Source organism: Cutibacterium porci (assembly GCF_009696315.1).
Classification (GTDB): domain Bacteria; phylum Actinomycetota; class Actinomycetes; order Propionibacteriales; family Propionibacteriaceae; genus Cutibacterium; species Cutibacterium porci.
In genome coordinates this window covers 799,329-821,526 of record NZ_VUMG01000001.1, presented here as the reverse complement: position 1 = coordinate 821,526, position 22,198 = coordinate 799,329, and the positions used below count along the sequence as shown (strand labels likewise).

Here is a 22,198-nt window from a genome sequence, read left to right as displayed (position 1 = left end):
GCGGAGCCAGATCACCTATCGGACTCCGCGGACAGGCACGGCAATCATCCCTTTGAAGACCGTGGGTCGCTACCAGGGGCGATAGTGTCCTGCGCACGGATGGTTCCCTTCCTAGAACGTACCTGTAACTCGCCACCCCCGTCATTGCCAAGGATGGTGCGCGCCCTACCGATACCGGCGGCCTGCGTTAGCGTGACCGCACTGGCCCGCGAAGCGCCTGGCTTCCGGACCTCCCAGTCGCCGTCGTCGCGTTGTTGCACCACGCGCTTGTTGGGCTTTCCCATGATGCTCTTTCCCTTCTTCTACATGAACTCGTGCGGGAGTGCCGAGTTCGGGTCATTCAGCCGATTCGGCACGAGAGTCAATTTCGGCTGCGGATCGTCAATGCCTGCCAGGCGTCGTACGTGACGGGGGGTCATCTGGAGGTCAGCTGCGATCTTGGCGAGGCTGATCCCAGAGCCATCAAGAAGGTCGATCGCTGACTTCAGCAACTCCGGACGCTCTCCGGGGAAGTCGCCAATAGGCATGGGCCGTCGCGGAAGGCTGTTCAGCGTGATGTAGCCGCGGCGAACCGTGGACTCGGAGAGTAGATCAAGTTCACGGGATCGATAGAGCAGCGATGCCACCGAGACACCCCACCGCTGACTGATTTGTTCGTAGCGGTTGAAGTTGACCCGCCTCGGTAGCTCGTTGGCGATCACGTCGCGCGGGGTTAGGAACTCTGCGGCGAACATATCCGCTTGACGTTCTAGCTGGCTGTCGGTCCCATGTCGGCCGTGATGTAGCACGATGTGCCCCAGTTCGTGCGCTGCGGAAAAGCGGTGCCGCATCACGTCGTTCGCCTTGTCAGGTGTGAGCACGATCATCGGGCGAGGGAGTGCCGTGGTCGAGAACGCGTCAATACGGCTCTTCTCGTCCAAGCTGTCGTCCTGCTTCATGGAGAAGAAGACCGTCAGGATTCCGTGCTGCTCGATCTGGTACACAAGATGCCGGATGGGTTCGCTCCCCAAGGACCAGTGTCGCCGAACAGCTTGTGCCGCAGTCACGGGGTCCGGAACATCGGCTGAGTCAACGCTGGCCCACTCCGGAAGGTCGACTTCCGGAAACTCGACGCTCTCTTCGAGATAGCACGCCAGTTCCCAGGCTTGCTCGACGTAAGCAGTGGCCTGCTGTTGTTGAGCGACGCTGGTGGAGCGTAGACGCCGGAAGGAAGCCTCGGCGATGTCGACCTGGGCGCGAGGGCGCCCAAGGGTGAAGAATCCCGGCGGAACGCGAAGAGCGTCGGCCAGCGCGGCTACAGTTTCGGCGCGAGGGCGGACCTCCCCGCGTTCGTATTGTCCGATAGCGGCGGCGGAGACGCCGACTTTGCGGTGGAGCTCTGCCTTGGACATCTTGTTGATGCGTCGAGCTTGGGTGAGTCGGGCTGGGTCGAAAAGTCGTGCAACATCAGCCGTGTCTGCGGACTGACTACGGGGGTCGCCCATCGTTAACTGCCTTCCTTCTCGACCGGGCGAGGGCGAAGCTTCACGGTAGTGCGGGGGCGATCACCTTCCGCGAAGCTGCCAACAGGCGCGAGCACGGCTGCGGGCGTCTCACCCGCAACAGGCACCTGATAAGTGAGGCGTTCGGGGTCGGTGAACCCCAGGTAGCGACCGTTCAGCCGTGCCGGAGCGAAGTAGATCGTGCCGACGCCCTGGGGCGAGCTGCTGTAGTAAGGCACGAACAGTGTTGCGCGCGTGTCACCTTCGCTGAGGGCGGCGAGCGCATCGCCGAGTCGGGCGGGCTGCTCGACACCGAGAGCCTCGTCAAGCTCGAACAGTCCGGCATCGACGTACTTGGTGTTGCTGGCCTGCGCCAAGAGTTCGCGACGCGACTCCGAGAGATAGTTGAGTCTGATGCGGCGGTGGTTTCGAGGCATCTGCTTACCCACCCGAAGTGGGAAGATCAGTGCATCGCCGAGGAAAGTCAGCGTGCGGCGACTCCTGGGTACCTGCACCTCGCGATAGGAGGGGAAGTTCGCGAGAAGCGTACGGAGTTCCTTCTGCACACCACGGGACATGCCGGCGCCGTAGACGTCTTGGTCGCCATCAGGGTCGTCGTACTCCGTGTGGGCTCGGGCGGAACGCTCCTGGCTCCTCTGGATCGCATGCGGAACTTCCCGGCGGATTGCAGATAGTTCCTCTCGTGTGAACTCGCCGCGCCAGTCCTGGCGTTCGTGCTGCCCGATCATGGGACTCCTCTCGGTGGTGGCTCCAGACTACCCTAAACTTTAGCTGCACGCACAAATCGGTCAATCTCGCGTATGTCGTGGCCATGTGATCGCTCGTAAAAGCAGGAGCTTCGGACCTCCCGGGGTCAATTCGCTCCGCGTTCGTGTCGCCTCGGGTACCGCCAGTGAGCCCGACTCCGCGTTCTCGGGGTACGGCTCGACTCCGCGGCCAGAACAGGTCACGTGACATGCCGCCCGGCCGGAGAAGCCGATCACATGGTCGGACCTACGGGCTTCCTCTCGACAGCCACGGATCTTGGAGCGGTGCTGGAGCTGCGCGGCGGCCCGAGCGCCTGTGCTCGTTTCGCAGCAACCCGCGCACGGGCGCGGTCGATCTTCTGCACCGCGGCTTCCGGATGGGTGCCGAACGGGGTGGGGTCGGTGATCTGGTACCGGTCACGGTAGGCAGCGACAACCAGGGCGCGGCGTCGCCACTGCTGCCGCTCCCGCCCGCTGGGAGGTATCGGACCGAGTGCCGTAACCCACGGCTCGTGGGTGTGGAGGGCGGTGTCAAGGACGGCTTCTGCTCGGGTTTCGATGAGGTGGCGGCGTTCGGCCAGGGCTTGCTGCATGTCGGGGGTCATGGGGCCGCCGGCTTCAGGGATCAGCCCGGCGATGAGACGCGGGACCTGCCGGGTGCGGCCTGATCCTGCGGGGCGGGTGGTGGCGTTGGCGAGGCGGTGGTGGATGACGGAGGCGATGTCGTCGGCGTCGGCGAACCCACGAGCCTGGATGAGGCGTGGCAGGAGGGTGTCGACGTTGTGGTGGTTGGCTTCGGCCCGTCGCAGTTCCGCAGTCAACGCGCCGAAGGCGTCGGAGTCGATGACGGCTTGCGCTTGCTCGCCCGTGAGCCCGGAGCCGCGGACCAGGGTGGTCCAGCGGTCGTGTTGGGCTGCGGCGGCGATGGTCTCGTACTCGGCAGCGAGTTGGGCGATCGAGCCCCACCGGTCCTGCTCGGCGCTAATGGTCTCGTGCGCCGACAGCTCAGCACCCGAATGCTGCAGGACGCCGTAGAGGACCGTGCGGGCAGTGGCGTCAGGATTGTCGCCCGGATGCGCCGTGGCGTGATCCTCCGGCCGGTCCAGGATAACGTAAGCCTGATTCGACTCCCGACCGCGCGTCATCGCCACATACAGGTTCTCCCGCGTGGTGGTGGGTTCGACGAGGACGTGGGCGGTATCGGTGGTGATGCCTTGGGCCCGGTGGGCGGTGACGGCGTAGCCGAGGTCGACGTGCTCAGCCACATAGTCGGCGGGCAGGACGATGCTGTTGCCGAACCGGGCACCGGATGGACGAATCATGACAGACCCATCGCCGCGCACGGCGGTGACGGTCCAGGTTTGGCCGTTGCGGACCCAGCCGTGCCGGTTCCGCAGCCGACGGTCGTTACGGCGGGTGATGATCGTGTCACCCACGCCCGCTGCCGATCCGTCGGACAGGGCGATTTCGGTGCCGGGCTTCAGCGCGCCGTCCAGGATGAGGTCGGCGCGGGCGCGGACGTTGAGCGCGGTGACGTTCTCACGGGTTTCGGCGATCAACACCGACACCAAACCCTGCTGCCGGTCGTGTCGCCAGGCGGTGTAGGCGGCATCGGTCATGGCCTCGGCGTCGCCGTCGTGGATGCGGTCGTGGTCGAGGTAGGTGTCGATGACTGGGGTGCGGCCGTGCCGTAGCTCCAGGGATGCGGTCTTCTCCCAGGCGTGGGTGAAGCGGTGGACATCGACCAGTTCGGGGGCATCGTGGCGGTCGTGGATCAACAGGTTGAACGCACCCCCGGCATCGACGGACTGGAGCTGTGCGTAGTCGCCGACCAGCAGCACCTTCGCCCCGGCCCCCTCCGCTGCCTGCGTGATCCGGTCCAAGGAGAGGGTGCCGGCGAGGGAGGCTTCGTCGATGATGACCAGCTGCCCGGGCTGGAAGGTGGCGCCGGTGTGTTGGTGGGTGGTCCACCACTTCGCCGTGTTTTCCGTCTGAATGCCCAGATCGTCGGCCAGCACTTGCGCCGCCACCGCCGACGGTGCCAGCCCCACTACCGACCCAGCACCATGCTCAGTTTCCCACGCCCGGCGGAGTGCGTTCATCGCGGTCGTCTTCCCAGCCCCCGCCGGCCCCACCAACACATCCACCACCCGACCCGACACCGCAACCGAGGCCAAGGCTGCTGCCTGGTCTGGACCGAGCATCCGACCCTCGGCATCGGGCTTGCTCGTAATGGTCTCGACGGTGGTCAGGTCGATGCTCGGGCCGGTGGTGGTGCGGGCACGGGTGAGGAGGCGATCTTCGGCGGCGAGGACAGTGTCGGAGGAGAACACGGTCGAGTGCTTCGGGCGGACCACGCTGGTGCCGTCCGGGCGGCGGAACTCCACCGGGCTCGTGGTCAGTTCGGGTGGGGTCAGGCGTAGGGACGCCTGTTCGGCGGTGTCGGCAACCATGGTGGTGATGACTTCGCGGTCCTCGACGGTGGCGAACCGCCACCCCATCGTCTGGCGGACGGCTTCGGCCATCAGGTTCCAGCGCCGCCACGTCGAGCGCTTCTCACCGACCACCTCCACCACCGACCGCCCCACCTGCTCGATCAGATCCAACGGCACATCATCAGCCCGCAACAACAGCTGCCGCTCCCCACCCGTGACGCTCCGCGCCCACACCGTCGTATCGCTGCCGAGGACTCTGCTGGCGCGAGTGCGCCACTGTTCGGTCAGCTCCGCCAACGAGCGGACCTGCTTGTCCGGACGCGTCGCGAGCGTGGCCTGGGCACGCAACCGGATCACGGTGGCATCCGATGGCTGCCGGCCGTAGGAGGCTACGTACTCGGCCACCAGCCGGTCCTTCTCCACCTCGATCTGCCGCGCCCGCGTGGAGAACTCCGCCACCAACTGTTCGGGGATGTCGGTGATCGCCCATGACGGGTTCCGGTCCCGGCCCATCTCCCGCGCCTCCCAGCTCACGCCGAACGTGCGGGTCATGTGATCGGCGAACACGGCCTCGTGCAGCTCCGACAACGCCACGACCGCGGCATGCATCGGACGCCCATCCAAACTCCGCCACTTCCCATCCAACACCGTGCGGACCTTGTTGCTGATCACCACATGCGTATGCAAGTGCGGGTCCCCGGCGCGAGAATCGAAGTGATCAAACGCCGTCGCGATCAAACCCGTGACATCAACCTGTGCAACCGCGCCATCCCCAGCAGTTGCCCCCGTGCGGGTGGCTGCAACCTCGCGCTCCATGAACGCAACCACCGCCGCAACCGCCTCGTGATGAGCTTGCGCAATCAACGCCTGCGTCCCCGCGTCCGCAACCGCCCACAACACCGACGCCGACTTCGGCACACTGAACGTGAAATCAAACCCCGCCACCGCACGCCGCGACCCCCCGCCCAGCCTCCTCCGCCTTGATCTGCGCAACCCTCCGACCCCGCTCCACCGCCCCCAGCGGCGAGTCAAGTTGCGCGACACGATCCGCAACCCGATCAGCCGTCGAGCTGTACACCGGATACGCCCGCCCCAGCGGGTCACCCGTGATCGGGTCGCGTCCCATCCCGACCAGCAGCTGAAGCTGTGCCTCTGAGACCTGGGCGCCAGTGGTGAGTTCACCATGCCCCAGAGCGGCCACGCCCGAGCCAAGCCAGCGTCCGGGTGGGGTGCCCGCCTCGGCGTGGTAACGGGTCAGGGGCGTCGACAACGACCGGTCGCCGTCGCCGGCCGCCACCGTGCGCAGCAGGTACTTGTAGCCATCGCCGGCCGACATCACCCGCATCGACACCGTCACCCGAATCACCCCTCACCTGGTCGTCACACAGGTGAGCCGGCATCCTCCCAACCTCGATCTGCAAGACGCGTGGCAGCGCAAGATGGTGGCTACAGCTGGCTGAGATCCGGGTGCTCAGAGGCGGCCGTACGGAGCAGGATCACGAGCGGTAGAGCGTGGCGACCTGGTCGATCTGGTCCAGGAGCTTGGCTTTGATGTCGTCGGGGGCTTCGATGCGCACGTCCGAGCCGAGGCGTAGCAGGACGGTGACCGCGTGCAGGTCGTCCATGAACTCCAGGCGCACGGGCCGCCACCCCTCACCCGGTGGGCTCCCGGACGCATCCATCGGGCTGGTGCAGATACTCCACTCGCGCGCGTCGTCCCACCGCTCGGCCCGAAGCCAGGCATCAACACTCACAGGAGTGAACTGGTCGAGAAACCGGCCGCGGTGGTCTCGCCATGCTTGGGCCACATCCAGGTCAGGTCCGGAGCACGGTTCAGCCAGCAGGGCGGCGTGCTCGATACGGACTGCTTTGAAGAACCGCACCGTTCCCTCGGTGCTGGCGCATAGATACCAGTCGCTGCCGGCCGACACCAGACCATGCGGCTCCACGACCAGCTCTTGCGCGCGTGGGGCGTCGTCTTCGGTGGGGCGGTCGCTGTGAGTGGCGAGAAGGAACGCCTGCACGCTGCGGTGTTGGTCTCCCCGGCTGCGGAGCGACGCAAGGCCCGTAAGGCTCGTCGGCAGGCTGCTGCCCGCCTGCAGGCTGAGCAGGCCAGGGTCGAGCGGGAGGCGGCGAAGGCGAAAGCGCTGGCGGAACGGGAGGAGCGCAAGTCGACGACGTTTCTGCCGGCGGCCGGTGAGGCTGGGCCGGCGGCGTTGCGGTCGCCGGGCAGGTTGCGGGTGCCGCGGCATCAGGACACCTCGGCCACGCTGGCCGGGGCGTATCCGTTCATGGCAGAAGGCGGTCTGGGGTCGGATGGGGTGTTCGTCGGCCAGGACCTGTATTCGGGTGGCAGTTTCGTCTACGACCCGTGGGTCCTCTACGCCCGCGGGATCATCACCGCCCCGAACCTGGTGCTTGCGGGGATCGTCGGGTCGGGGAAGTCATCGCTGGCGAAATCGCTGTATACGCGGTCGTTGCCGTTCGGGCGCCGCGTCTACGTCCCCGGCGACCCCAAGGGCGAACACACCGCGGTCGCCGAAGCGGTGGGTGGGAAGGCGATCGTGCTCGGCCACGGCCTCCACACTCGCCTGAACCCGCTCGATGAGGGACACCGCCCCGGCGGACTCACCGACCAAGAGTGGGCGAGCACCGTCGCTTCCCGGCGCCGGGACCTGATCGGCGCGCTGGCCGAAACAGTGTTGGCGCGGGGATTGACGCCGTTGGAGCACACCGCGATCGACCTCGCCCTCACCGCCACCGTGGCAGAGAACGAGGTGCCGATCCTGCCGATGGTTGTCGACCACATCCTCACCCCCAGCCACGACCCCGACGGCCGTCTGGCGGAAGACGGACGCCTGGTCGGACACGCCTTGCGGCGTCTGGTCGCTGGTGACCTCGCTGGTCTGTTCGACGGTCTCTCGACCGTGGCGTTCGATCCGGATCTGCCGATGATCAGCCTGGACCTGTCCCGGGTGACCGAGAACTCCACCCTCATTTCAGTACTGATGACCTGTAGCTCGGCGTGGATGGAATCGGCGCTGCTGGACCCCAATGGTGGACAGCGGTGGGTGATCTATGACGAGGCCTGGCGGCTGATGTCCCATCCGGCGTTGTTGAAGCGGATGGATGCGCATTGGCGTCTGGCCCGGCATTACGGGATCGCGAACATGCTGATCTTCCACAAACTCTCTGACCTCGACAACGTCGGCGACGAAGGCTCCGCCATGCGTTCCCTCGCCAACTCGCTGTTGGCGAATGCGGAGACGCGGATCGTCTACCGCCAGGAATCTGATCAGCTCGGCCCCACCGCCACCGCGCTCGGCCTGACCGGAACCGAACAAGCTCTGCTGCCGAACCTTGGAGTGGGCCAAGGACTGTGGCGGATCAAGAACCGCTCGTTCGTGATCCAGCACCAGCTCCACCCTGGCGAGCTGGAGCTGTTCGACACCAGCCGCCGTCTCACCGCAGGAGTCAAGTAATGCCCAAGCTCCCCGCCCGACGCCACCGCCGCAACGAAAGTAGCGAGGTGCCGGTGGTGCTGCGGCACGTGGTCATCACCGTCGACATCACCGGCACCCTGACGGTGACCGCCGACCAGCAACCGCATCTTCCGTCGGCGGGTGAGGTGTGGGGTCGGGGTGACTTCGCGGCCATCCTCGATGACCTTACCGAGCAGCGCCGTGTTCCCGTGCGAGTGGATGTCTATGAGTCCGACGGCAGTCACTTCACCGACATCATCCACGCCCACCGACCGCGCCGAAACCCCGAACCCGAGCCGGATGACGCGGCCCCTAATGGTCCGGAAGCTGCCGATGATGGCTTTGAACCTGAGGAAGCGACTCGGGCCGTGGAATCGGAGCGGTTGGTGGGGTTCTTGCCCGGTGAGACGGTGCTCGTCGCCCAGGTCACCGAGGAAGTGGCGGCTGATGAAAACGGCACCATCACCCCACCCGACACTGCCTTGGGTCCGGTGGTGGTGGTCGGGCGGACGTCCGGAACCCTGATCGTGCAGGGGGCGTCGTGAGTGCGCAGCAGCGGCAGAGTGGGTCGATGGGTGAGGAACTGACCAACGCCGCCCTCATCGGCCTCATCAGCCTGTTCCTCCTCACCCTCGTCCTGCGCGCGACCGGGTCGGTGGCCGCGTTCCTCACCGGAGCACCCCAGCCCACAGCGAGCTGGGCCGCCGGCGCCGGTGTGTTGTTCAACTCCGGTGACCCCGCCGAAGCCCTCGCAGCCCCTGGTCTCAGCCCGGTCGCGTACTGGGCTACGACCGTTTTGATTCTGGGCGGTCTGGTCGCGCTCGTGGGCTGGGGATGGGTCGCCTGGCGGCGCCGTTCTCATGCTCAGGAGGTGAATCCGCACCGTCTGGCTGGGATCGCGACTCGCCACGAGATCGCGCAGGTCGCCTCCGAGAAGGCCCTTCTGAAACGGGCATCCACGTTGCGGCCGTCGCTGAAGGACCCCGCCCCGGGTGAGGTGGGGTATCGGCTCGGGACATCGAAAGGCGTCGGGGTGTGGGCCAGCGTGGAGGACTCGATTCTGCTGATCGGCCCACCCCGCTCCGGCAAGGGCCTGCACATCGTCATCCCCGCCATCCTCGATGCCCCCGGCCCCGTGGTCACCACCTCCACCAGGCCCGACAACCTCACCGCCACCCTCCGCGCCCGGCAGCGCCGCGGTCCGGTGGCGGTGTTCGACCCCCAACACCTGGCCGAAGGGCTCCCGGCGGGGATGCGCTGGTCACCCGTCCGCGGCTGCGAAGACCCGTTGACGGCGATGATCCGCGCCACCGGCCTGGCCTCTGCCACCGGCCTGTCCGCCGGCGGCGTGGAGTCGGGTGGGTTCTGGGAAGGCAAAACCCGCACCGCCCTCCAAGCCCTCCTCCACGCCGCCGCATTGGACTCTCGAAAGCCGGCGGATTTGTTCCGGTGGACCCTCGACCCCGCCGCCGCAGCCGAAACCGTCGCCATCCTCACCAACCACCCCGACGCAGCAGCCGGATGGGCCGACTCCCTCGGAGCGATGATCGACGCCGACCCCAAAACCCGTGACTCCATCTGGCAAGGCGTCGCCCTCGCCCTCGGAGCCCTCGCCGACCCCCGCGTCCTCGACGCGGTCACACCCCGCGACGGCGAGACCCCGTTCGATCCCGAGACCTTCCTACGCGAGTCCGGGACCCTCTACCTACTCGCCACCGGAGCCGGCGCCGGGGCGTCCGCGGCGTTGGTGGCAGCGTTCATCGAAGACCTCATCGAAACCGCCCGCCGCCTCGCCGCCCGCTCACCCGGCGCACGCCTCGACCCGCCCCTGCTCCTGGCACTTGATGAGATCGGCAATCTCGCGCCCCTGCCATCCCTGCCGACGTTGATGGCCGAAGGCGGCGGCACCGGCATCACCACCCTGCCCGTCCTCCAATCGCTCGCCCAGGCACGCGACAAGTGGTCCGAACACCAAGCCGGAGCGATCTGGGACGCCGCCATCGTCAAACTCATCCTCGGCGGCGCATCCAACAGCCGCGACCTCCAAGACCTCACCACCCTCATCGGGGAACGCGACGAATACACCGACTCTGTCACGCTGGGTGACCACGGGACCAGGTCGAATCAGCGCTCCGTGCGGCGGGTGCCGATCCTGCCACCCGACCGCATCCGCACCCTCCCCTTCGGCACCGGCGTCACCCTGCTCCGCTCCGCGCCGCCGATCATCACCGACCTGACCGCCTGGCCCACCCGCCCCGACGCCGCCACCCTCAAACACGACCGGCGTGACCTGGAACAGCTCCTCCTGACCGGACCGACATAGGACGCATAGTCCGGGACGGTGGGTGCACCTGACCGGTACCAGCAGCCCACACCACGAGCGGGCTGCAGTCCACGAGTTGAGAGGTACCGCGTCATGGCTATCCGCACCCAGGAATCCCTGTCCGGGTTCATCGCATCCGACCCGCAGCTGACCTACACCGAACGCGGCGATGCCCGTTTCTACGCCCGCTTCGGTCAGGAGAATTTCCAGCGCGAAGAGGACGGCAGCTTCACCAAGCTGGAGCCATCTTTCGGCAACCTCGTGCTCTACCGCGCCACCGCCGAGCGGGCTTTCGAACGCTTCACCAAGGGCGACCAGTTCGTCGCGGAAGGCTACGCCCACGAGTACACCTACGAGCGCGACAGACAGTCCATCGCGGGCGAAGAGTTTGTCGCCAAGAAGATCGGGCACGACACCGCCCGCACCCGCTACGACGTTGACCGCACACCCCGCCAAGCCATGAACCGCGACGCCACTGGGCAGGCCTTCGAACCGCCCCGGCAAAGCGCTCCAGCAACCACCAGCCTGAGCATGTGACAGGGGCCTGACGTGAGTGACTTCGTTCCCGAACCCGATGATCCCGGCATCCTCGACGACCAGCCCGACAGGTTCGACGCAAACGCGCTGCCCGAACCCCCGCGCCCGATCAACTGGAACCTGCTGTCCGCGCAGGATCTGGAAGCAGAGCTGCTGGAGCTGAACCGGTGGGTCGACTGGCTGCGCCATACCTACGGGCTGCCTGCCTCGGTGATCCCGCCGTACTGGCACCGCCATCCCGAACTGGTCTGGGAACTGTCTGCGCTGCACCTGCACTGGCTGTGCGCCTACGACCCCGAACAAAAAAGTTCCGCACCCCTGGGCTGGCACCGCGACTTCGCCGACGCCCGCCACCGCCTGCGCGACTGGGTCACCGCCTCCGGCACCCGCCTCGATCGAGACCGACCCACCCGCCAGACCACCTGGCCCGGCGAAGAACCCCAACCCACCCACGAGAAGTCGGTGATCACCGACCGGGATGCCGACTTCGTTCAGTTCGTCATCGACCAAGTCAACGAACGAGAGGCTGCTGAGGACGCCTTCTACGCCAGCCTCGATGACCGGATCGAGCCGGCGACCGGTGAGGTTCGTGACAACGTGTCGGGCCGGGAGAGTGGTTGAGGATGGTGCGCCGGTACCGCCGCGCCACGGCCCGAGTCGAGGCGGATCGGCCCCTGCGCGTCCGGTATGAGCCGCGTGAGGAGATCGATGCCGCGAAGGTTGCGGAGGTGTTGATCCGGATCGCGCTGCGCACCGCTGGCGACCAGCCCGGCAGTCAGTCCGGTGCCCATCTTCGTCGCCTGCTCGTAGCCGGTCGCTAGACTGGGCTCACATCAAGTTTCGGTGCCGTTGGCACCTGCCTTGCTAAGCCCCGTTCGCGGGGTGTTCTTTTCGACTCTGACGTGACCGCCTCCGGCGCCCCACCCGTCCCCGGTTATGTGGGGGCTTGTGAAAGGCGGTCACCATGACACTCGATCAGCTCTCCGGCCTCGACATCTCAGGCCTTCGACGCCTCGCCCGCACCACACCACGCCCAGACGCCGCAGCACCCGAGGGAGAGGGACAGGTGGCGGCGATCAGCTACCTGCGGGTCTCGACCAAGGATCAGGCCACCCGCAACGGGCTGGAAGAGGGTCTGTCGATCTCGGCCCAGCGCGAAGCCGCGCAGCGCAAGGCCGAACAGCTCGGCGCGGTCATCATCAAGGAGTTCATCGAGCCCGACGAGTCCGCCAAGACCGCCCAACGACGCGCGCTCCAAGAGATGCTCGACTACGCGACCACGCACCCGGTGCGGTACTGCATCATCAACAAGGTCGACCGCCTCGCCCGCAACCGGCTCGATGACGCCATGATCCACGCCGCGCTGCGAGATGCGAACATCAGCCTGGTGTCGGTCACCGAGAACATCGACGAGACCCCCTCAGGGATGCTGATGCACGGCATCCTGGCCTCTATGGCCGAGTTCTACTCGCTGAACCTGGCCCAGGAAGTCCTCAAAGGCATGACCCAGAAAGCGGCCATCGGCGGCACCCCCACCAAAGCGCCTCTGGGCTACCTCAACGTCCGCACCACCGACGCCCGAGGACGCGAGTCCCGCGAGATCCAAGTCGACCCCGAACGCGCCGACCTCGTCCGTTTCGCGTTCACCGCCTACGCCACCGGGGACTGGTCCCTGTCGCGCCTGGCCAAAGAACTCACAGCCCGTGGCCTGACCACCCGACCCACCCCCTCGCAGCCCGCCAAACCAGTCACCACCACCGGACTGCACAAGATCCTGACCAACCCCTACTACCAGGGCACCGTCACCTTCCGCGGCGTCACCTACGACGGCACCCACGAACCTCTCGTCGACGCAGAGACCTGGCTGCGCGCCCAAACCAACCTCGACGCCAACAACGCCCGCGGCGAACGACCCCAGAAGTACGACCACTACCTCAAAGGCACCCTGTATTGCGCCTGTGGAGCCAAGCTCATGATCGAACGCCCCCGCGACAAGACCGGGGACCGCTACGAGTACTTCACCTGCTCCGGACGACGACGCAAGACCACCAACTGCACTCGCTCCGCGATCCTCGCCGAACGCGCCGAAGCCGAGATCGAACGTACCTACCAGCGCAACTCCCTGAGCCCAACCCAGGCCGCACAGGTCCGGAAGGTCCTCAACGACGTGTTCGACCAGCTCGAAGGATCCAGCGAGGACGAACGCAAGCTCCTCACTGCCCAGCGCGACAAGCTCGAAGCCGAACGCCTCAAGCTCGTCCAGGCCCACTACGCCGACGCGATCCCCCTCGACCTCCTCAAGAGCGAGCAAGACCGCATCCGCGCCAGCCTCGACCAGATCAACACACGGATCGACAACCTAACCGACACCTACGCCGAGGCCCGAACGGGCTTGGACCGGCTCACCGAACTCCTGGTCGACCTCGACGACCTCTACAACAAGTGCGAACAGCCGAACGACGCATCCTCAACCGCGCCCTGTTCACCCGCATCACCATCGACGACGAAGAGAACGCCACCTACACACCCGACGAGACCACCGCCAGCGTCCTTGCCCACGCCAGCATCGACGCCCCGGCCAAAGTCACCGCAGAAACAAAACTGCCCCGCCATCAGGCGGGGCAAGTTTCGATTTTCTCATCTTACGTGGAGCATAGGGGATTCGAACCCCTGACCTTCTCATTGCGAACGAGACGCGCTACCAACTGCGCCAATGCCCCAACAACGCGGTTACGTTACCACACCCAGACAGTCACGCGCCATGCTCATCATTCTGCGGGGATTTCTCGTTCGTTAGCGACGTCATCGAGAGCACGACGCATGTCATGGATCATCGTCTCAATGTTTGGTGGTCCCATCTGCGGACCCCCAGCGATACGACCGTCAACGCCCAGCAGCCATGCCGTCGGGTATCTATCCACCTCAAAAACGAGTGTGGCCGAGCCTGCCTTATCTACCAAGCACAGCGAACCCAACGCTTCTGGCAGGTTCTCGCGAACAGATTCACTCGTGACCACGCACCGCACATCGACCTCTGGCAGCAACCGCACCCATCCCAGAGCTTTCGACAACACCTGCTCGCATGGCGCGCAGCCAGGCTTAATAAACAGCAGCAGAACAGGGCGTTCCCGCACTAGCGCGCGAAGAGTTTTTGTGGCGCCATCGACGTCAACAACTGACGCGAGAGGGATTGGGGTGGATTCGTAATCGGCGAGATCTTCGGCGTCAGTAACCTTTTTTCGTTCACCCGCCGGCCGATAGAGGATGAGAGCGACGACGGCAGCCGTTAGCACCGCCGCCAACCACCACCACAAGTCCGCCTCGGGAGCCCTAATTACCCTTACAACCACCGGACGACGATCATCAATCGCTACAAGGAGAGCCAACACGGACGCCACGACGAGAAGGACGTTGCGCACGATAGTCCGAGCTCCGATGTCACCGGGAGCCACATCGCCAAAACAGTGGCAGTCAACCGGGTCAGGAATCGTCGCGACCGCCCGAACGATAATGATGAGGTACGCGCAAAACAACCCGACAGCACATGCGGCAACGACGACACCAAACGTACCGCCCGCGACCACTAACAGGACTCCCAACGCGACCTCTGCCCATGGCAACGTCGACAACACCCTCGACGGCAACTGAGAACCAGGAAGGCCCAGCGCGTCGAGTGCGTCACCAACAGCATCGCGTGACTGAACCTTGCTGACGCCCGAAACGACAAGCACAACAGCAAGGAGAACAGCACACAGCGTCAAACCGGATAACACGGGTGCCATTGTGCCAGGCCGCGCCAGATCGTTCAGGCCGACGCGACTCCTAAAACCCCCGACGGCCCCTCGTGAGCCCCCGCAACCTGCTCACCGTCGGACTTCTCGACCGGTTCCTCGGCGACAACAGGGGTGTCGACCTGGCCGGGAACTGGCCCGGGAGCGGATAAGTCGATGGTGCGGACGGTCCGAGCGCTCAGTGGCGTCGAGACATAGGTCGGAGCAGTGACAACGACGTCATCCCACAGCGAACCTTCCGACGCCGTCACCGGACGGTCGAGGTCGACTCTCCAGGACGTGGGCTCGTTCTGGCAACGAAAGGGTTCTGTACTCACCTCCAGCACCACGGTATCCTCGTCCCATCCGCTATCGATCAGCGCGTATCTACGGTCGAAACGCTTAGCCATGGCCACCACGGACCAGCGCGCTAGAACAAAGAAGCCAACCAACAGCAGCGCGAAGACAGCCACCAGCCACCACGGCGTCATGCCAACAACGGCGAACACTATCGACAGCACCGTCAGTCCTAGTAGCACAAGCATGGTCGTCATTCGGCGTCGGGCTGCCCCCGCCCAGGACCGCCTCAGATCCCAACGTGCATAAGACCTGGTGTATGGGGTGGACAACTCCACCTCGGGGCCCTCGTCGATGTCGTTAGGAGTGACTGTGCATGACCCCCGAGACACCACGCTCATGGTGTCGGGAAAATCCTGGCGCTTATCGTCAGATACCTCGTGATTCCGTCGTCGATTGACGACCATCGGGACGAGATAGGCGATCCATCCCACGAGAACAATGGCGATGAGAACAGCTTGGAGGGCTTGCACGAAGGACACGCTACGGGGATGCCTCGGCGTGTCGCGGGGACCACACACGGAGTGTCGGGAAACGAATCACAATGATGTGGTTCAGCCCTCGTCTTCCCCCAGCTCAGCCCCTGGAAGAAGGTGGTTAACAAGGTAATTACGCAGAACGCCGTCGGGGTAATCGTCAGCTAGTAGGCGGAATACTCGATGATCGCGCCACTGGCCATCGATATGCAGATATGACGGCCTCATGCCCTCCTCCGCCATGCCGAGTTTGTCGACAACCCGCAAGCTCTTGCTGTTTTCCGGCCGCACACAAATCTCGACGCGGTGCAATCCCATAACCTGGAATACGTAATCGCAGGCCAGCGCCACTGCGGTCGGTGCGATACCTATACCGGCATAGGCAGAAGCCACCCAATAGCCCATCGAGCACGACATCGCAGATCCCAGCGAAATCGCCGACACCGTCAGTTGTCCAATGAGGGGTGTGGTGGCTCGGTTCATGGCGGGATGATCGGGCCAACCATCGTCCCATCCAATTGCCCACGGCAACGATGCGCCTTCCCTGGCTCGTCGGCGGTTTCGCGAAATCATCGCGCCGTAGCCTCCGACTCGCTCGCGAGAGCCGGGGGGCTTGGTGGCTTCCCATGGGCCCAACCAATCCCAATCACGTTCCCGCATCGTCGTCCACCTCACCTCGTCAGCACGCCGCAACGGACGCAGCACCACCCCACCGGCCTGCAACGTCACTGGCCAGTGGTGATGGCGAGGCATCGACACCCCCCACGGCAGACGAGATGACGTCACGCCATCACCTCAACCGCCAGCAGGTGAGCGGCATTCCGGTGGGAACTGGCTCATCCCCTGCCCCGACAACAGCGATGGCGTCTGCCATCGACAAATCGACGACATGGGTAACGTCCCCCATCCCAGCTCGTGAGAGCACCGGACGGCCGCCTACCCGCGCTAAACGTACCGGGATGAAGGTGGTCGATTCCGGGTGCCGCGCAATCGGTCGATCCGTCTCGGCGGAAAGACTTTCGGCTGGCGGGAGTCCCGACAATTTGCGTAGCAGTGGCCGTACAAAGGCCAAAAAGGAGACCAGAGCTGGCCCAGGCCCCACCGGCAAGACGATGAGGGGAACCAAGCCCGGGTCTATCAGGGCGAACCCTTGATTTGAGCCCGGCTCCATTGCCACCCTGGCGAAATCGGTGGCCCCCATTCGCGGCAGCACCGAGGACACAGGGTCGGGCCGACCTACAGCTATCCGGTCGCTGGTGGCGATGACGAGGTCAGCACCATGCGCGGCATTCGCTAGCAGACGCGTCAACTCGGTCTCGTTGGAGGTACTGGTGGACACGACGGTGACATTGACGTCGAGGGCTCGGGTAGCAGACTCGATAGCGGCAGCCGTAGCGTCAAGGGGTGCGACGTCCTCAGCACCATTGGCCCGAGCCCTTCGCATCATCTCCTCGCGATGGTCCTCGTCAGCACGCACCGCAACAATGACAACCTTGGGGTGTGGACGGGCGAACACCTCGTTGATTCCGGCCGAAGCGAGCATCGAGATGATGCCGGGGTGAAGGATGGTCCCGTTACGTACCAAAACTTCGCCAGCACCGTAATCAGAGCCCGCTAATCGAGCCCCAGCCCACCTCTTCACCGCAGAGAACAGCACGATGTCGCCACCGGCATCACGCAGCTCCAATGGAATAACACAGTCGGTCCCCTCAGGAAGCAGCGATCCAGCCGTGACGCGCACAGCAGTACCAGAGACGACTGGGCTAGGCGGACGTCGGTCAACCTGAATTGTGATAGCACCAGGCCGTCCAGCCATTCGGGTCGATGCCGAATCAAGGGCATAGCCGTCACTGATCGCCGTCGTCACGATTGGGACGTCATGGGGCGCATGGACGTCCTCACACACAGCCAGACCAACAGCCTTGGGAACCTCAACAGCTACTGGCGGGACGGCTTGCACCAGGCTGCATAGGTAATCACGATGATCGTCGATAGACCGACGACCTGACATATCCGTCTCCGGCGCTCCCGGCAAGCCGAGAGGCTCGACGTCGGGTTCAGCGGCCTCGACCTGCTTCTTCCTGTGAAACAACGCCATGGGCATCACCCTAGAGGGCATGACGGCGTCTGCCCGGCAGCGACTCGGCTAGGGCATAGCATGAAGTAATGACGACAGACCATGTTCCGTCAGATGGGAGACCCGCCGGAGTGGATCCTCAAGTCAGCAAGGAGGAGTTGCGACGTCGATGCCTCGCTCATCGTGCCGCGTTGGATCACCGAACACGAATGAGCCGCGACGATCGGCGTACTGAGCACGCCATGAGCCGATTGTTGTGGGCCCGCAAGATCGCCCTTTATCTATCTCGTGGCGACGAGCCCGACACCATGGATCTTGCTGACACCCTTGTCATGATGGGTAAGAGAGTCTTGGCACCCGTTCTCACCGACGGCCATGGCCACTCTCTCCACGAACCGGCGTGGGCATGGTACGACAGCAAGAACGTACGAACTGGCCTGTGGCAGATCCCTGAACCGATAGCTCCGATTCTACCCGCCTCGGCCATCGATCAGGTCGAGGTGGTGCTGTGCTCTGCGCTGCTCGTCGACCGATCCGGATACCGCGTCGGGGTCGGCGGCGGCTGGTATGACCGTGTCCTTACCTACCGGGCATGTGACACTCCCGTGTGGGCAGTCGTCAATGACGACGAGATTGTCGACGAGGTGCCCCACGAGCCATGGGACGAGCCCGTCACTGCAGCTCTCACCCCCAGCGGATTGCACCCACTGGGCCAGTAGGCGGCGCGGGATTTCCTGGTACTCGGTGACGCGCCTATCATTCGACAGGCGCCCGATACCGCCAGAACGAGGAGATTATGCCCACCTACCAGTACCAATGCAATGACTGTGGCCGTGACCTCGAGGTCGTGCAAAAGTTCAGTGACCCCGCGCTGACCGTCTGCCCGTCCTGCGAGGGATCCCTGCGCAAGGTCTTCAGCGCGGTCGGCGTGGTTTTTAAAGGCTCAGGGTTCTACTCCACCGATAACCACACGAAGGGCGCCTCAAGGGCAGCCACAGGGGACAGCTCCTCATCGGCATCCTCGGAGTCCACACCGAAATCTGAGTCGACCTCCTCGTCACCATCGTCATCAACGAAGGCCTCTGATAGCGCATCGTGACATGGGCGCGCCTCAACCAGAACACAATTGCCCTGTGGATAACTGAATTATTCGCTCTCCCGCGACGATAACTGTGGGTATGAGACTGACATCGAAGAACACCAAGGACCCTCGACGCCCAGCCCACACCCATAAAACCACCGTGCGGCGACGCGTACATATCCTGGTAGCCCGCCACCGGCGCGGGCTAGCTGCCATTCTCGCGGCCATCGCAGTACTTCTGGTGGCATCCCCAGCAACCTCGGCGTCTGGGCGTGAAGTCGTCGTCGCCGCGCATGCTATTGAAGGCGGTCGCGTCATCCAGCCTACTGACGTGCGCATCGTTCGGATTGATCCGGGCATTCTTCCCCATGAGACGGCCAGCCTTGCGCAAGTGGAAGGGCACCAAGCGTCAGTGCGAATCACCGAGGGAACAATCTTGACGACGTCAGCGGTGCTCTCCGGGTCCGCGATCGGTCCTGGCAAAGCCCTCGTCGGCATCCATGTTGCTGACTCCTCGATGGTCGGAATGCTGCAGGTGGGCCAGCGAGTGTCCGTGGTATCTCCTAGCGAGGATGGGACCCCGCGCATTCTGACGCGCGGCGCCATCATTCGGAGCTTGCCTAGTAGCGGAGGCGGTCTCATTCAGGGTTCCCCGTCAACGGAGCTCGTCGTCGTGTCCACCGGGTCAGCCGATGCCGCAGCGATCGCGGTGGCTGGCCAAGGACAGCCTTTGGGATTGGTGGTGGAATGACAGGACGACTACCCAGATCGGCAGGTGAACTAGTCAGGGCGCTGCGATACCGTCCATTACCGGGCCCGGTGTGAGGGCAGTAACCAACGTGAAAGGAGCCCGATGAAGGGATTCAAGGATTTTCTCATGCGCGGCAACCTCATGGAACTCGCCGTCGCATTTATCCTCGGCGGCGCGTTCTCGACCGTCGTCACATCATTGACGACAATCATCATGGATCTGATCGGCAAACTGGGCGGCACCCCGAACTTTTCAGGCTGGGTTCCGGGCGGGGTCCACGTCGGCGCATTCATCACCGACGTCATCTCGTTCTTCGTCATGTCCCTCGTGATCTATGCCGGGCTAATCAAGCCCATTGAGTTGACAACGGCGAAGCTCACACACACCGAGGCCGAACCAGTGCCTGCCCCGACCACTACCGACCTGCTTGTCGAGATCCGCGACGAGCTACGGTCCCGTCAGATCCATTGAGAGGGCTGGGAGTCACGGCACCGCCTTCTTACCCAGGGCTATGAGAGTCAGTGTTATTTCGAGTCACTGTCGTGAGGGTCGGCGTCATTGAGTTCAGTGCAACACGCTGTGAGGCGGACGTTCGGCCAACAAGCGAGCTTCGTCTGGCCCAATAACCACTGCGCCCCGGTGCACTGTGGCGCTCAAACCATCGAGCCCAACGATCCGACGAACCTCGGCAAGCACTGCCCCATAGCGAGCAAACTCTAAGCCTGTGGATAAATCGTCGGGGATCGGCTCAGGCCACGATTGTCCAGCCTGCTGGAATCTGGCACGCCTGTCGACCAATCGCGGTGCCGACCATCCTTCTTCAGCCAGCCACGCTACAAGGTCGGTAGCCCGCCACCCTGGCGAGGTGGGGGCGGTCAGTCGCTGTCCAGTCAGAACTGCGGCTACCGCCTCCCAGCACTGTCGATCCGGTGTCACTGTGCCCCACCGGGAATGTCGCCCGTGAGGACAGTCCCATCGGGGATGATTTTGGGGGTCTCGGTGACCAGCGAGGCATCCCCGTCGACGACAACCCCCGCGCCAAACGTCCAGTCTCCTGTGACGGTGAGCGACGTGGCGCGACGCAGGGACGGCGGTTCAGGGATACGTTCGGTGAAATCGCCGAGCTTCTTGTAAAACGCCTTGTCAAGATCAATAGCGCACGTCTCGTCAGTGGTCTTGACGAGGTGGCCCGAGTCGTCAAGATCGTAGACATCGGAGCGAAGCAGCAGCAGCTCATTGGTCGTTTTGACCGGCAAGAATCGCGACCGATCGACGCAGATGCACGTGGCGCCTTCGAAAACCTCGATAGCCCCACCCATAGCGGACTCAATCTGAATAACCGGGGTCGAAGAGGAATCCTTCGGGTCGACCGCCTTCTCGTTGCGAATAAGCTGCAAGCCCATCACGCCATGGCGCTGATCGAGCACTCTCTTGAGGGCCTCAAGGTCGAACCACAGATTGTTGGTGTGAAAGAACGGGTGCCGATGCTCGTCGGTAAAGTAATCCATCTCTTCGGCGGGCGTCTGTGCGGTATCGCGCAGGATGAGTTGGCCGTCGGATTTGCGAATGGCAAGATGGCCGCCCTTCTTGTCGTTAACAGTGCGACGGCACAGCTCGGCGGCGTAGGGGGCGCCAGACGCCGCAAACCAGCCTGCGAGGCGACCATCCGGGACAGCGCCGAGATTGTCACCGTTGGACACCGACGCGTACTTGTATCCAGCTTCGAGCAGATGGTCCAGGACGCCGGATCCGAGCAAGGCGGTGTAGAGGTCGCCGTGGCCCGGCGGGCACCACTCGAGGGAAGGATTCTTCGGCCACGTCACCGGCGCAAGAGTTTCAGCATCGAGCTTCGGTTCCTGATCCTGAAGGAAATCGAGCTCCAGACCGTCGACAACCAAATCCGGGTACTTTTTGAGGGCCTTGAGGGTGTCCTCGCGGGTATTGAAAGAGTTCATAAACATCAGCGGCAGCCGGGCACCGAAGGTCTTGCGCGCCGAGAGTACCTGCGTGGCGATAATGTCAAGGAAAGACTTGCCGTCACGCACCTCAAGCAGTGACTTAGCGCGGTCGAGTCCCATGGAGGTTCCAAGCCCGCCGTTGAGCTTGATAATAACGGTCTTGTCGAGGGCCTGAGCAGCCTGCTCCTCGCTGACCTCAACGTCGTCAAGCATCGGTGGATCAGTGAGCGGGGAAATGGTGTCCTCGCGAATGAGCCCAGTATCGCCGGTTTCCAGCTGGTGGTAGTAGGAGGTAAAGACCTCGACGGCGACGGGATCGACGCCTGCCTCGGTCATTTTCTGGCGTGCGGCCGCAAGCCCTTCTTCACTCATCCTGGCCCCCTTGCATATCCATAGGTGCGGTCAGTCTATCGAGGACAATTCACGAGTGAGCCAGAGCACGCACTGACGGTGACCGCCGTCCCGGCCAATCTTCAACGCGGGCGCACAACTCGTCAGGTCCACTTCCGTCATGGGGGGCCAAGGTTGGTCCAGATGGCCTGACCGGACTAATCTAGGAGGGCCCTTTATGGGCATGGCCCCGTAGCTCAGGGGATAGAGCAGTGGTTTCCTAAACCATGTGTCGTAGGTTCGAATCCTATCGGGGCCGCATCACACCACTTCTGGGGACGGAACCCCAGTTCACGCGAGACCTATCAACAAT

22 protein-coding genes and 2 tRNA genes are annotated in these 22,198 nt (G+C 64.2%); 11 read left to right on the top strand and 13 right to left on the bottom strand.

All coding sequences use genetic code 11. The annotated features are described in order from the left end of the window. Positions 1-44: 44 nt before the first annotated feature. From FYJ43_RS03610 to FYJ43_RS03590, 6 genes are all read right to left on the bottom strand, one after another. Positions 45-284 (bottom strand): DUF2188 domain-containing protein, encoded by a 240-nt coding sequence (locus tag FYJ43_RS03610; protein WP_154561939.1) that lies wholly within the window; start codon positions 282-284, stop codon positions 45-47. An 18-nt stretch (positions 285-302) separates the two neighbouring features. Next, complete coding sequence (locus FYJ43_RS03605) at positions 303-1,484, bottom strand: helix-turn-helix domain-containing protein (protein ID WP_154561938.1); 1,182 nt, start codon at positions 1,482-1,484, stop codon at positions 303-305. Between the two features lie 2 nt (positions 1,485-1,486). After that, positions 1,487-2,230: a hypothetical protein gene (locus tag FYJ43_RS03600; protein ID WP_154561937.1), complete on the bottom strand. Its 744-nt coding sequence runs from the start codon at positions 2,228-2,230 to the stop codon at positions 1,487-1,489. 251 nt (positions 2,231-2,481) lie between these two features. After that, positions 2,482-5,628 (bottom strand): MobF family relaxase, encoded by a 3,147-nt coding sequence (gene mobF / locus FYJ43_RS12420; protein ID WP_326833281.1) that lies wholly within the window; start codon positions 5,626-5,628, stop codon positions 2,482-2,484. Continuing rightward, complete coding sequence (locus FYJ43_RS12415; protein ID WP_326833280.1) at positions 5,615-5,980, bottom strand: relaxase domain-containing protein; 366 nt, start codon at positions 5,978-5,980, stop codon at positions 5,615-5,617. Before FYJ43_RS12415 ends, mobF begins: the two co-directional genes overlap by 14 nt. Before the next feature lie 199 nt (positions 5,981-6,179). Further along, positions 6,180-6,707 carry a helix-turn-helix transcriptional regulator gene (locus FYJ43_RS03590; RefSeq protein WP_326833279.1) on the bottom strand — a complete coding sequence of 176 codons (528 nt, stop codon included), beginning with the start codon at positions 6,705-6,707 and terminating at the stop codon, positions 6,180-6,182. Here FYJ43_RS03590 and FYJ43_RS03585 point away from each other — a divergent pair. The 6 genes from FYJ43_RS03585 to FYJ43_RS03560 all read left to right on the top strand — a co-directional run bounded on the left by FYJ43_RS03585 (position 6,681) and on the right by FYJ43_RS03560 (position 13,699). Further along, on the top strand, positions 6,681-8,165 hold the full coding sequence (locus FYJ43_RS03585; RefSeq protein WP_326833278.1) for an ATP-binding protein: 1,485 nt from the start codon (positions 6,681-6,683) through the stop codon (positions 8,163-8,165). The genes FYJ43_RS03590 and FYJ43_RS03585 overlap by 27 nt on opposite strands. Further along, positions 8,165-8,710, top strand: a complete 546-nt coding sequence (locus FYJ43_RS03580; RefSeq protein ID WP_154561936.1) for a hypothetical protein — start codon at positions 8,165-8,167, stop codon at positions 8,708-8,710. The genes FYJ43_RS03585 and FYJ43_RS03580 overlap by 1 nt, the downstream gene beginning before the upstream one ends. A 26-nt stretch (positions 8,711-8,736) precedes the next feature. Beyond that, entirely contained in the window at positions 8,737-10,488 is a 1,752-nt protein-coding gene (locus FYJ43_RS03575; RefSeq protein ID WP_154561935.1) for a TraM recognition domain-containing protein, read from the top strand. A gap of 93 nt (positions 10,489-10,581) precedes the next feature. After that, complete coding sequence (locus FYJ43_RS03570) at positions 10,582-11,025, top strand: single-stranded DNA-binding protein (RefSeq protein ID WP_154561934.1); 444 nt, start codon at positions 10,582-10,584, stop codon at positions 11,023-11,025. A 12-nt stretch (positions 11,026-11,037) separates the two neighbouring features. Continuing rightward, positions 11,038-11,646: a hypothetical protein gene (locus tag FYJ43_RS03565; RefSeq protein WP_407643718.1), complete on the top strand. Its 609-nt coding sequence runs from the start codon at positions 11,038-11,040 to the stop codon at positions 11,644-11,646. 343 nt (positions 11,647-11,989) lie between these two features. Continuing rightward, positions 11,990-13,699 (top strand): recombinase family protein, encoded by a 1,710-nt coding sequence (locus tag FYJ43_RS03560; RefSeq protein WP_154561933.1) that lies wholly within the window; start codon positions 11,990-11,992, stop codon positions 13,697-13,699. Here FYJ43_RS03560 and FYJ43_RS03555 read toward each other — a convergent pair. The 5 genes from FYJ43_RS03555 to FYJ43_RS03535 form a co-directional block, all read right to left on the bottom strand. Then, a tRNA-Ala gene (locus FYJ43_RS03555) sits at positions 13,673-13,745 on the bottom strand. The genes FYJ43_RS03560 and FYJ43_RS03555 overlap by 27 nt on opposite strands. A gap of 48 nt (positions 13,746-13,793) precedes the next feature. Then, entirely contained in the window at positions 13,794-14,807 is a 1,014-nt protein-coding gene (locus FYJ43_RS03550) for a TlpA family protein disulfide reductase (RefSeq protein ID WP_154561932.1), read from the bottom strand. Positions 14,808-14,830: 23 nt separating this feature from the next. Beyond that, positions 14,831-15,625 carry a hypothetical protein gene (locus FYJ43_RS03545; protein ID WP_326833277.1) on the bottom strand — a complete coding sequence of 265 codons (795 nt, stop codon included), beginning with the start codon at positions 15,623-15,625 and terminating at the stop codon, positions 14,831-14,833. 81 nt (positions 15,626-15,706) lie between these two features. After that, positions 15,707-16,351 (bottom strand): GNAT family N-acetyltransferase, encoded by a 645-nt coding sequence (locus FYJ43_RS03540; protein WP_195839891.1) that lies wholly within the window; start codon positions 16,349-16,351, stop codon positions 15,707-15,709. Between the two features lie 67 nt (positions 16,352-16,418). Beyond that, positions 16,419-17,726 carry a MoeA family protein gene (locus tag FYJ43_RS03535; protein ID WP_154561931.1) on the bottom strand — a complete coding sequence of 436 codons (1,308 nt, stop codon included), beginning with the start codon at positions 17,724-17,726 and terminating at the stop codon, positions 16,419-16,421. A 110-nt stretch (positions 17,727-17,836) separates the two neighbouring features. Here FYJ43_RS03535 and FYJ43_RS03530 point away from each other — a divergent pair, with 110 nt between their 5' ends. The 4 genes from FYJ43_RS03530 (at position 17,837) to FYJ43_RS03515 (ending at position 20,008) form a co-directional block, all read left to right on the top strand. Next, positions 17,837-18,424: a 5-formyltetrahydrofolate cyclo-ligase gene (locus FYJ43_RS03530; protein ID WP_326833317.1), complete on the top strand. Its 588-nt coding sequence runs from the start codon at positions 17,837-17,839 to the stop codon at positions 18,422-18,424. 77 nt (positions 18,425-18,501) lie between these two features. Further along, the gene (locus tag FYJ43_RS03525; RefSeq protein ID WP_154561930.1) at positions 18,502-18,804 is read left to right on the top strand and encodes an FmdB family zinc ribbon protein; all 303 of its coding nucleotides are present in this window, start codon (positions 18,502-18,504) and stop codon (positions 18,802-18,804) included. 163 nt (positions 18,805-18,967) lie between these two features. Next, entirely contained in the window at positions 18,968-19,537 is a 570-nt protein-coding gene (locus FYJ43_RS03520; protein WP_326833316.1) for an SAF domain-containing protein, read from the top strand. Between the two features lie 102 nt (positions 19,538-19,639). After that, a complete protein-coding gene (locus FYJ43_RS03515; protein WP_154561927.1) occupies positions 19,640-20,008 on the top strand; it encodes an MscL family protein in 369 nt (122 codons plus the stop codon). Between the two features lie 93 nt (positions 20,009-20,101). Here FYJ43_RS03515 and FYJ43_RS03510 read toward each other — a convergent pair whose 3' ends face one another. Next, positions 20,102-20,473: a hypothetical protein gene (locus FYJ43_RS03510; RefSeq protein ID WP_326833276.1), complete on the bottom strand. Its 372-nt coding sequence runs from the start codon at positions 20,471-20,473 to the stop codon at positions 20,102-20,104. Beyond that, a complete protein-coding gene (locus FYJ43_RS03505) occupies positions 20,470-21,867 on the bottom strand; it encodes a UTP--glucose-1-phosphate uridylyltransferase (protein WP_154561925.1) in 1,398 nt (465 codons plus the stop codon). Before FYJ43_RS03505 ends, FYJ43_RS03510 begins: the two co-directional genes overlap by 4 nt. A gap of 204 nt (positions 21,868-22,071) precedes the next feature. On the opposite strand from FYJ43_RS03505, the gene FYJ43_RS03500 reads away from it, so the two are divergent. Beyond that, a tRNA-Arg gene (locus FYJ43_RS03500) sits at positions 22,072-22,144 on the top strand. Positions 22,145-22,198 lie beyond the last annotated feature (54 nt).

Bases quoted from the DNA above. Each gene is read 5' to 3' on its own strand.
- FYJ43_RS03525 (WP_154561930.1), top strand. From the start codon at position 18,502: ATGCCCACCTACCAGTACCAATGCAATGACTGTGGCCGTGACCTCGAG.
- FYJ43_RS03535 (WP_154561931.1), bottom strand. From the start codon at position 17,726: ATGGCGTTGTTTCACAGGAAGAAGCAGGTCGAGGCCGCTGAACCCGAC.
- FYJ43_RS03550 (WP_154561932.1), bottom strand. From the start codon at position 14,807: ATGGCACCCGTGTTATCCGGTTTGACGCTGTGTGCTGTTCTCCTTGCT.
- FYJ43_RS03610 (WP_154561939.1), bottom strand. From the start codon at position 284: ATGGGAAAGCCCAACAAGCGCGTGGTGCAACAACGCGACGACGGCGAC.
- FYJ43_RS03560 (WP_154561933.1), top strand. From the start codon at position 11,990: ATGACACTCGATCAGCTCTCCGGCCTCGACATCTCAGGCCTTCGACGC.
- FYJ43_RS03570 (WP_154561934.1), top strand. From the start codon at position 10,582: ATGGCTATCCGCACCCAGGAATCCCTGTCCGGGTTCATCGCATCCGAC.
- FYJ43_RS03600 (WP_154561937.1), bottom strand. From the start codon at position 2,230: ATGATCGGGCAGCACGAACGCCAGGACTGGCGCGGCGAGTTCACACGA.
- FYJ43_RS03575 (WP_154561935.1), top strand. From the start codon at position 8,737: ATGGGTGAGGAACTGACCAACGCCGCCCTCATCGGCCTCATCAGCCTG.
- FYJ43_RS03580 (WP_154561936.1), top strand. From the start codon at position 8,165: ATGCCCAAGCTCCCCGCCCGACGCCACCGCCGCAACGAAAGTAGCGAG.
- FYJ43_RS03505 (WP_154561925.1), bottom strand. From the start codon at position 21,867: ATGAGTGAAGAAGGGCTTGCGGCCGCACGCCAGAAAATGACCGAGGCA.
- FYJ43_RS03605 (WP_154561938.1), bottom strand. From the start codon at position 1,484: ATGGGCGACCCCCGTAGTCAGTCCGCAGACACGGCTGATGTTGCACGA.
- FYJ43_RS03515 (WP_154561927.1), top strand. From the start codon at position 19,640: ATGAAGGGATTCAAGGATTTTCTCATGCGCGGCAACCTCATGGAACTC.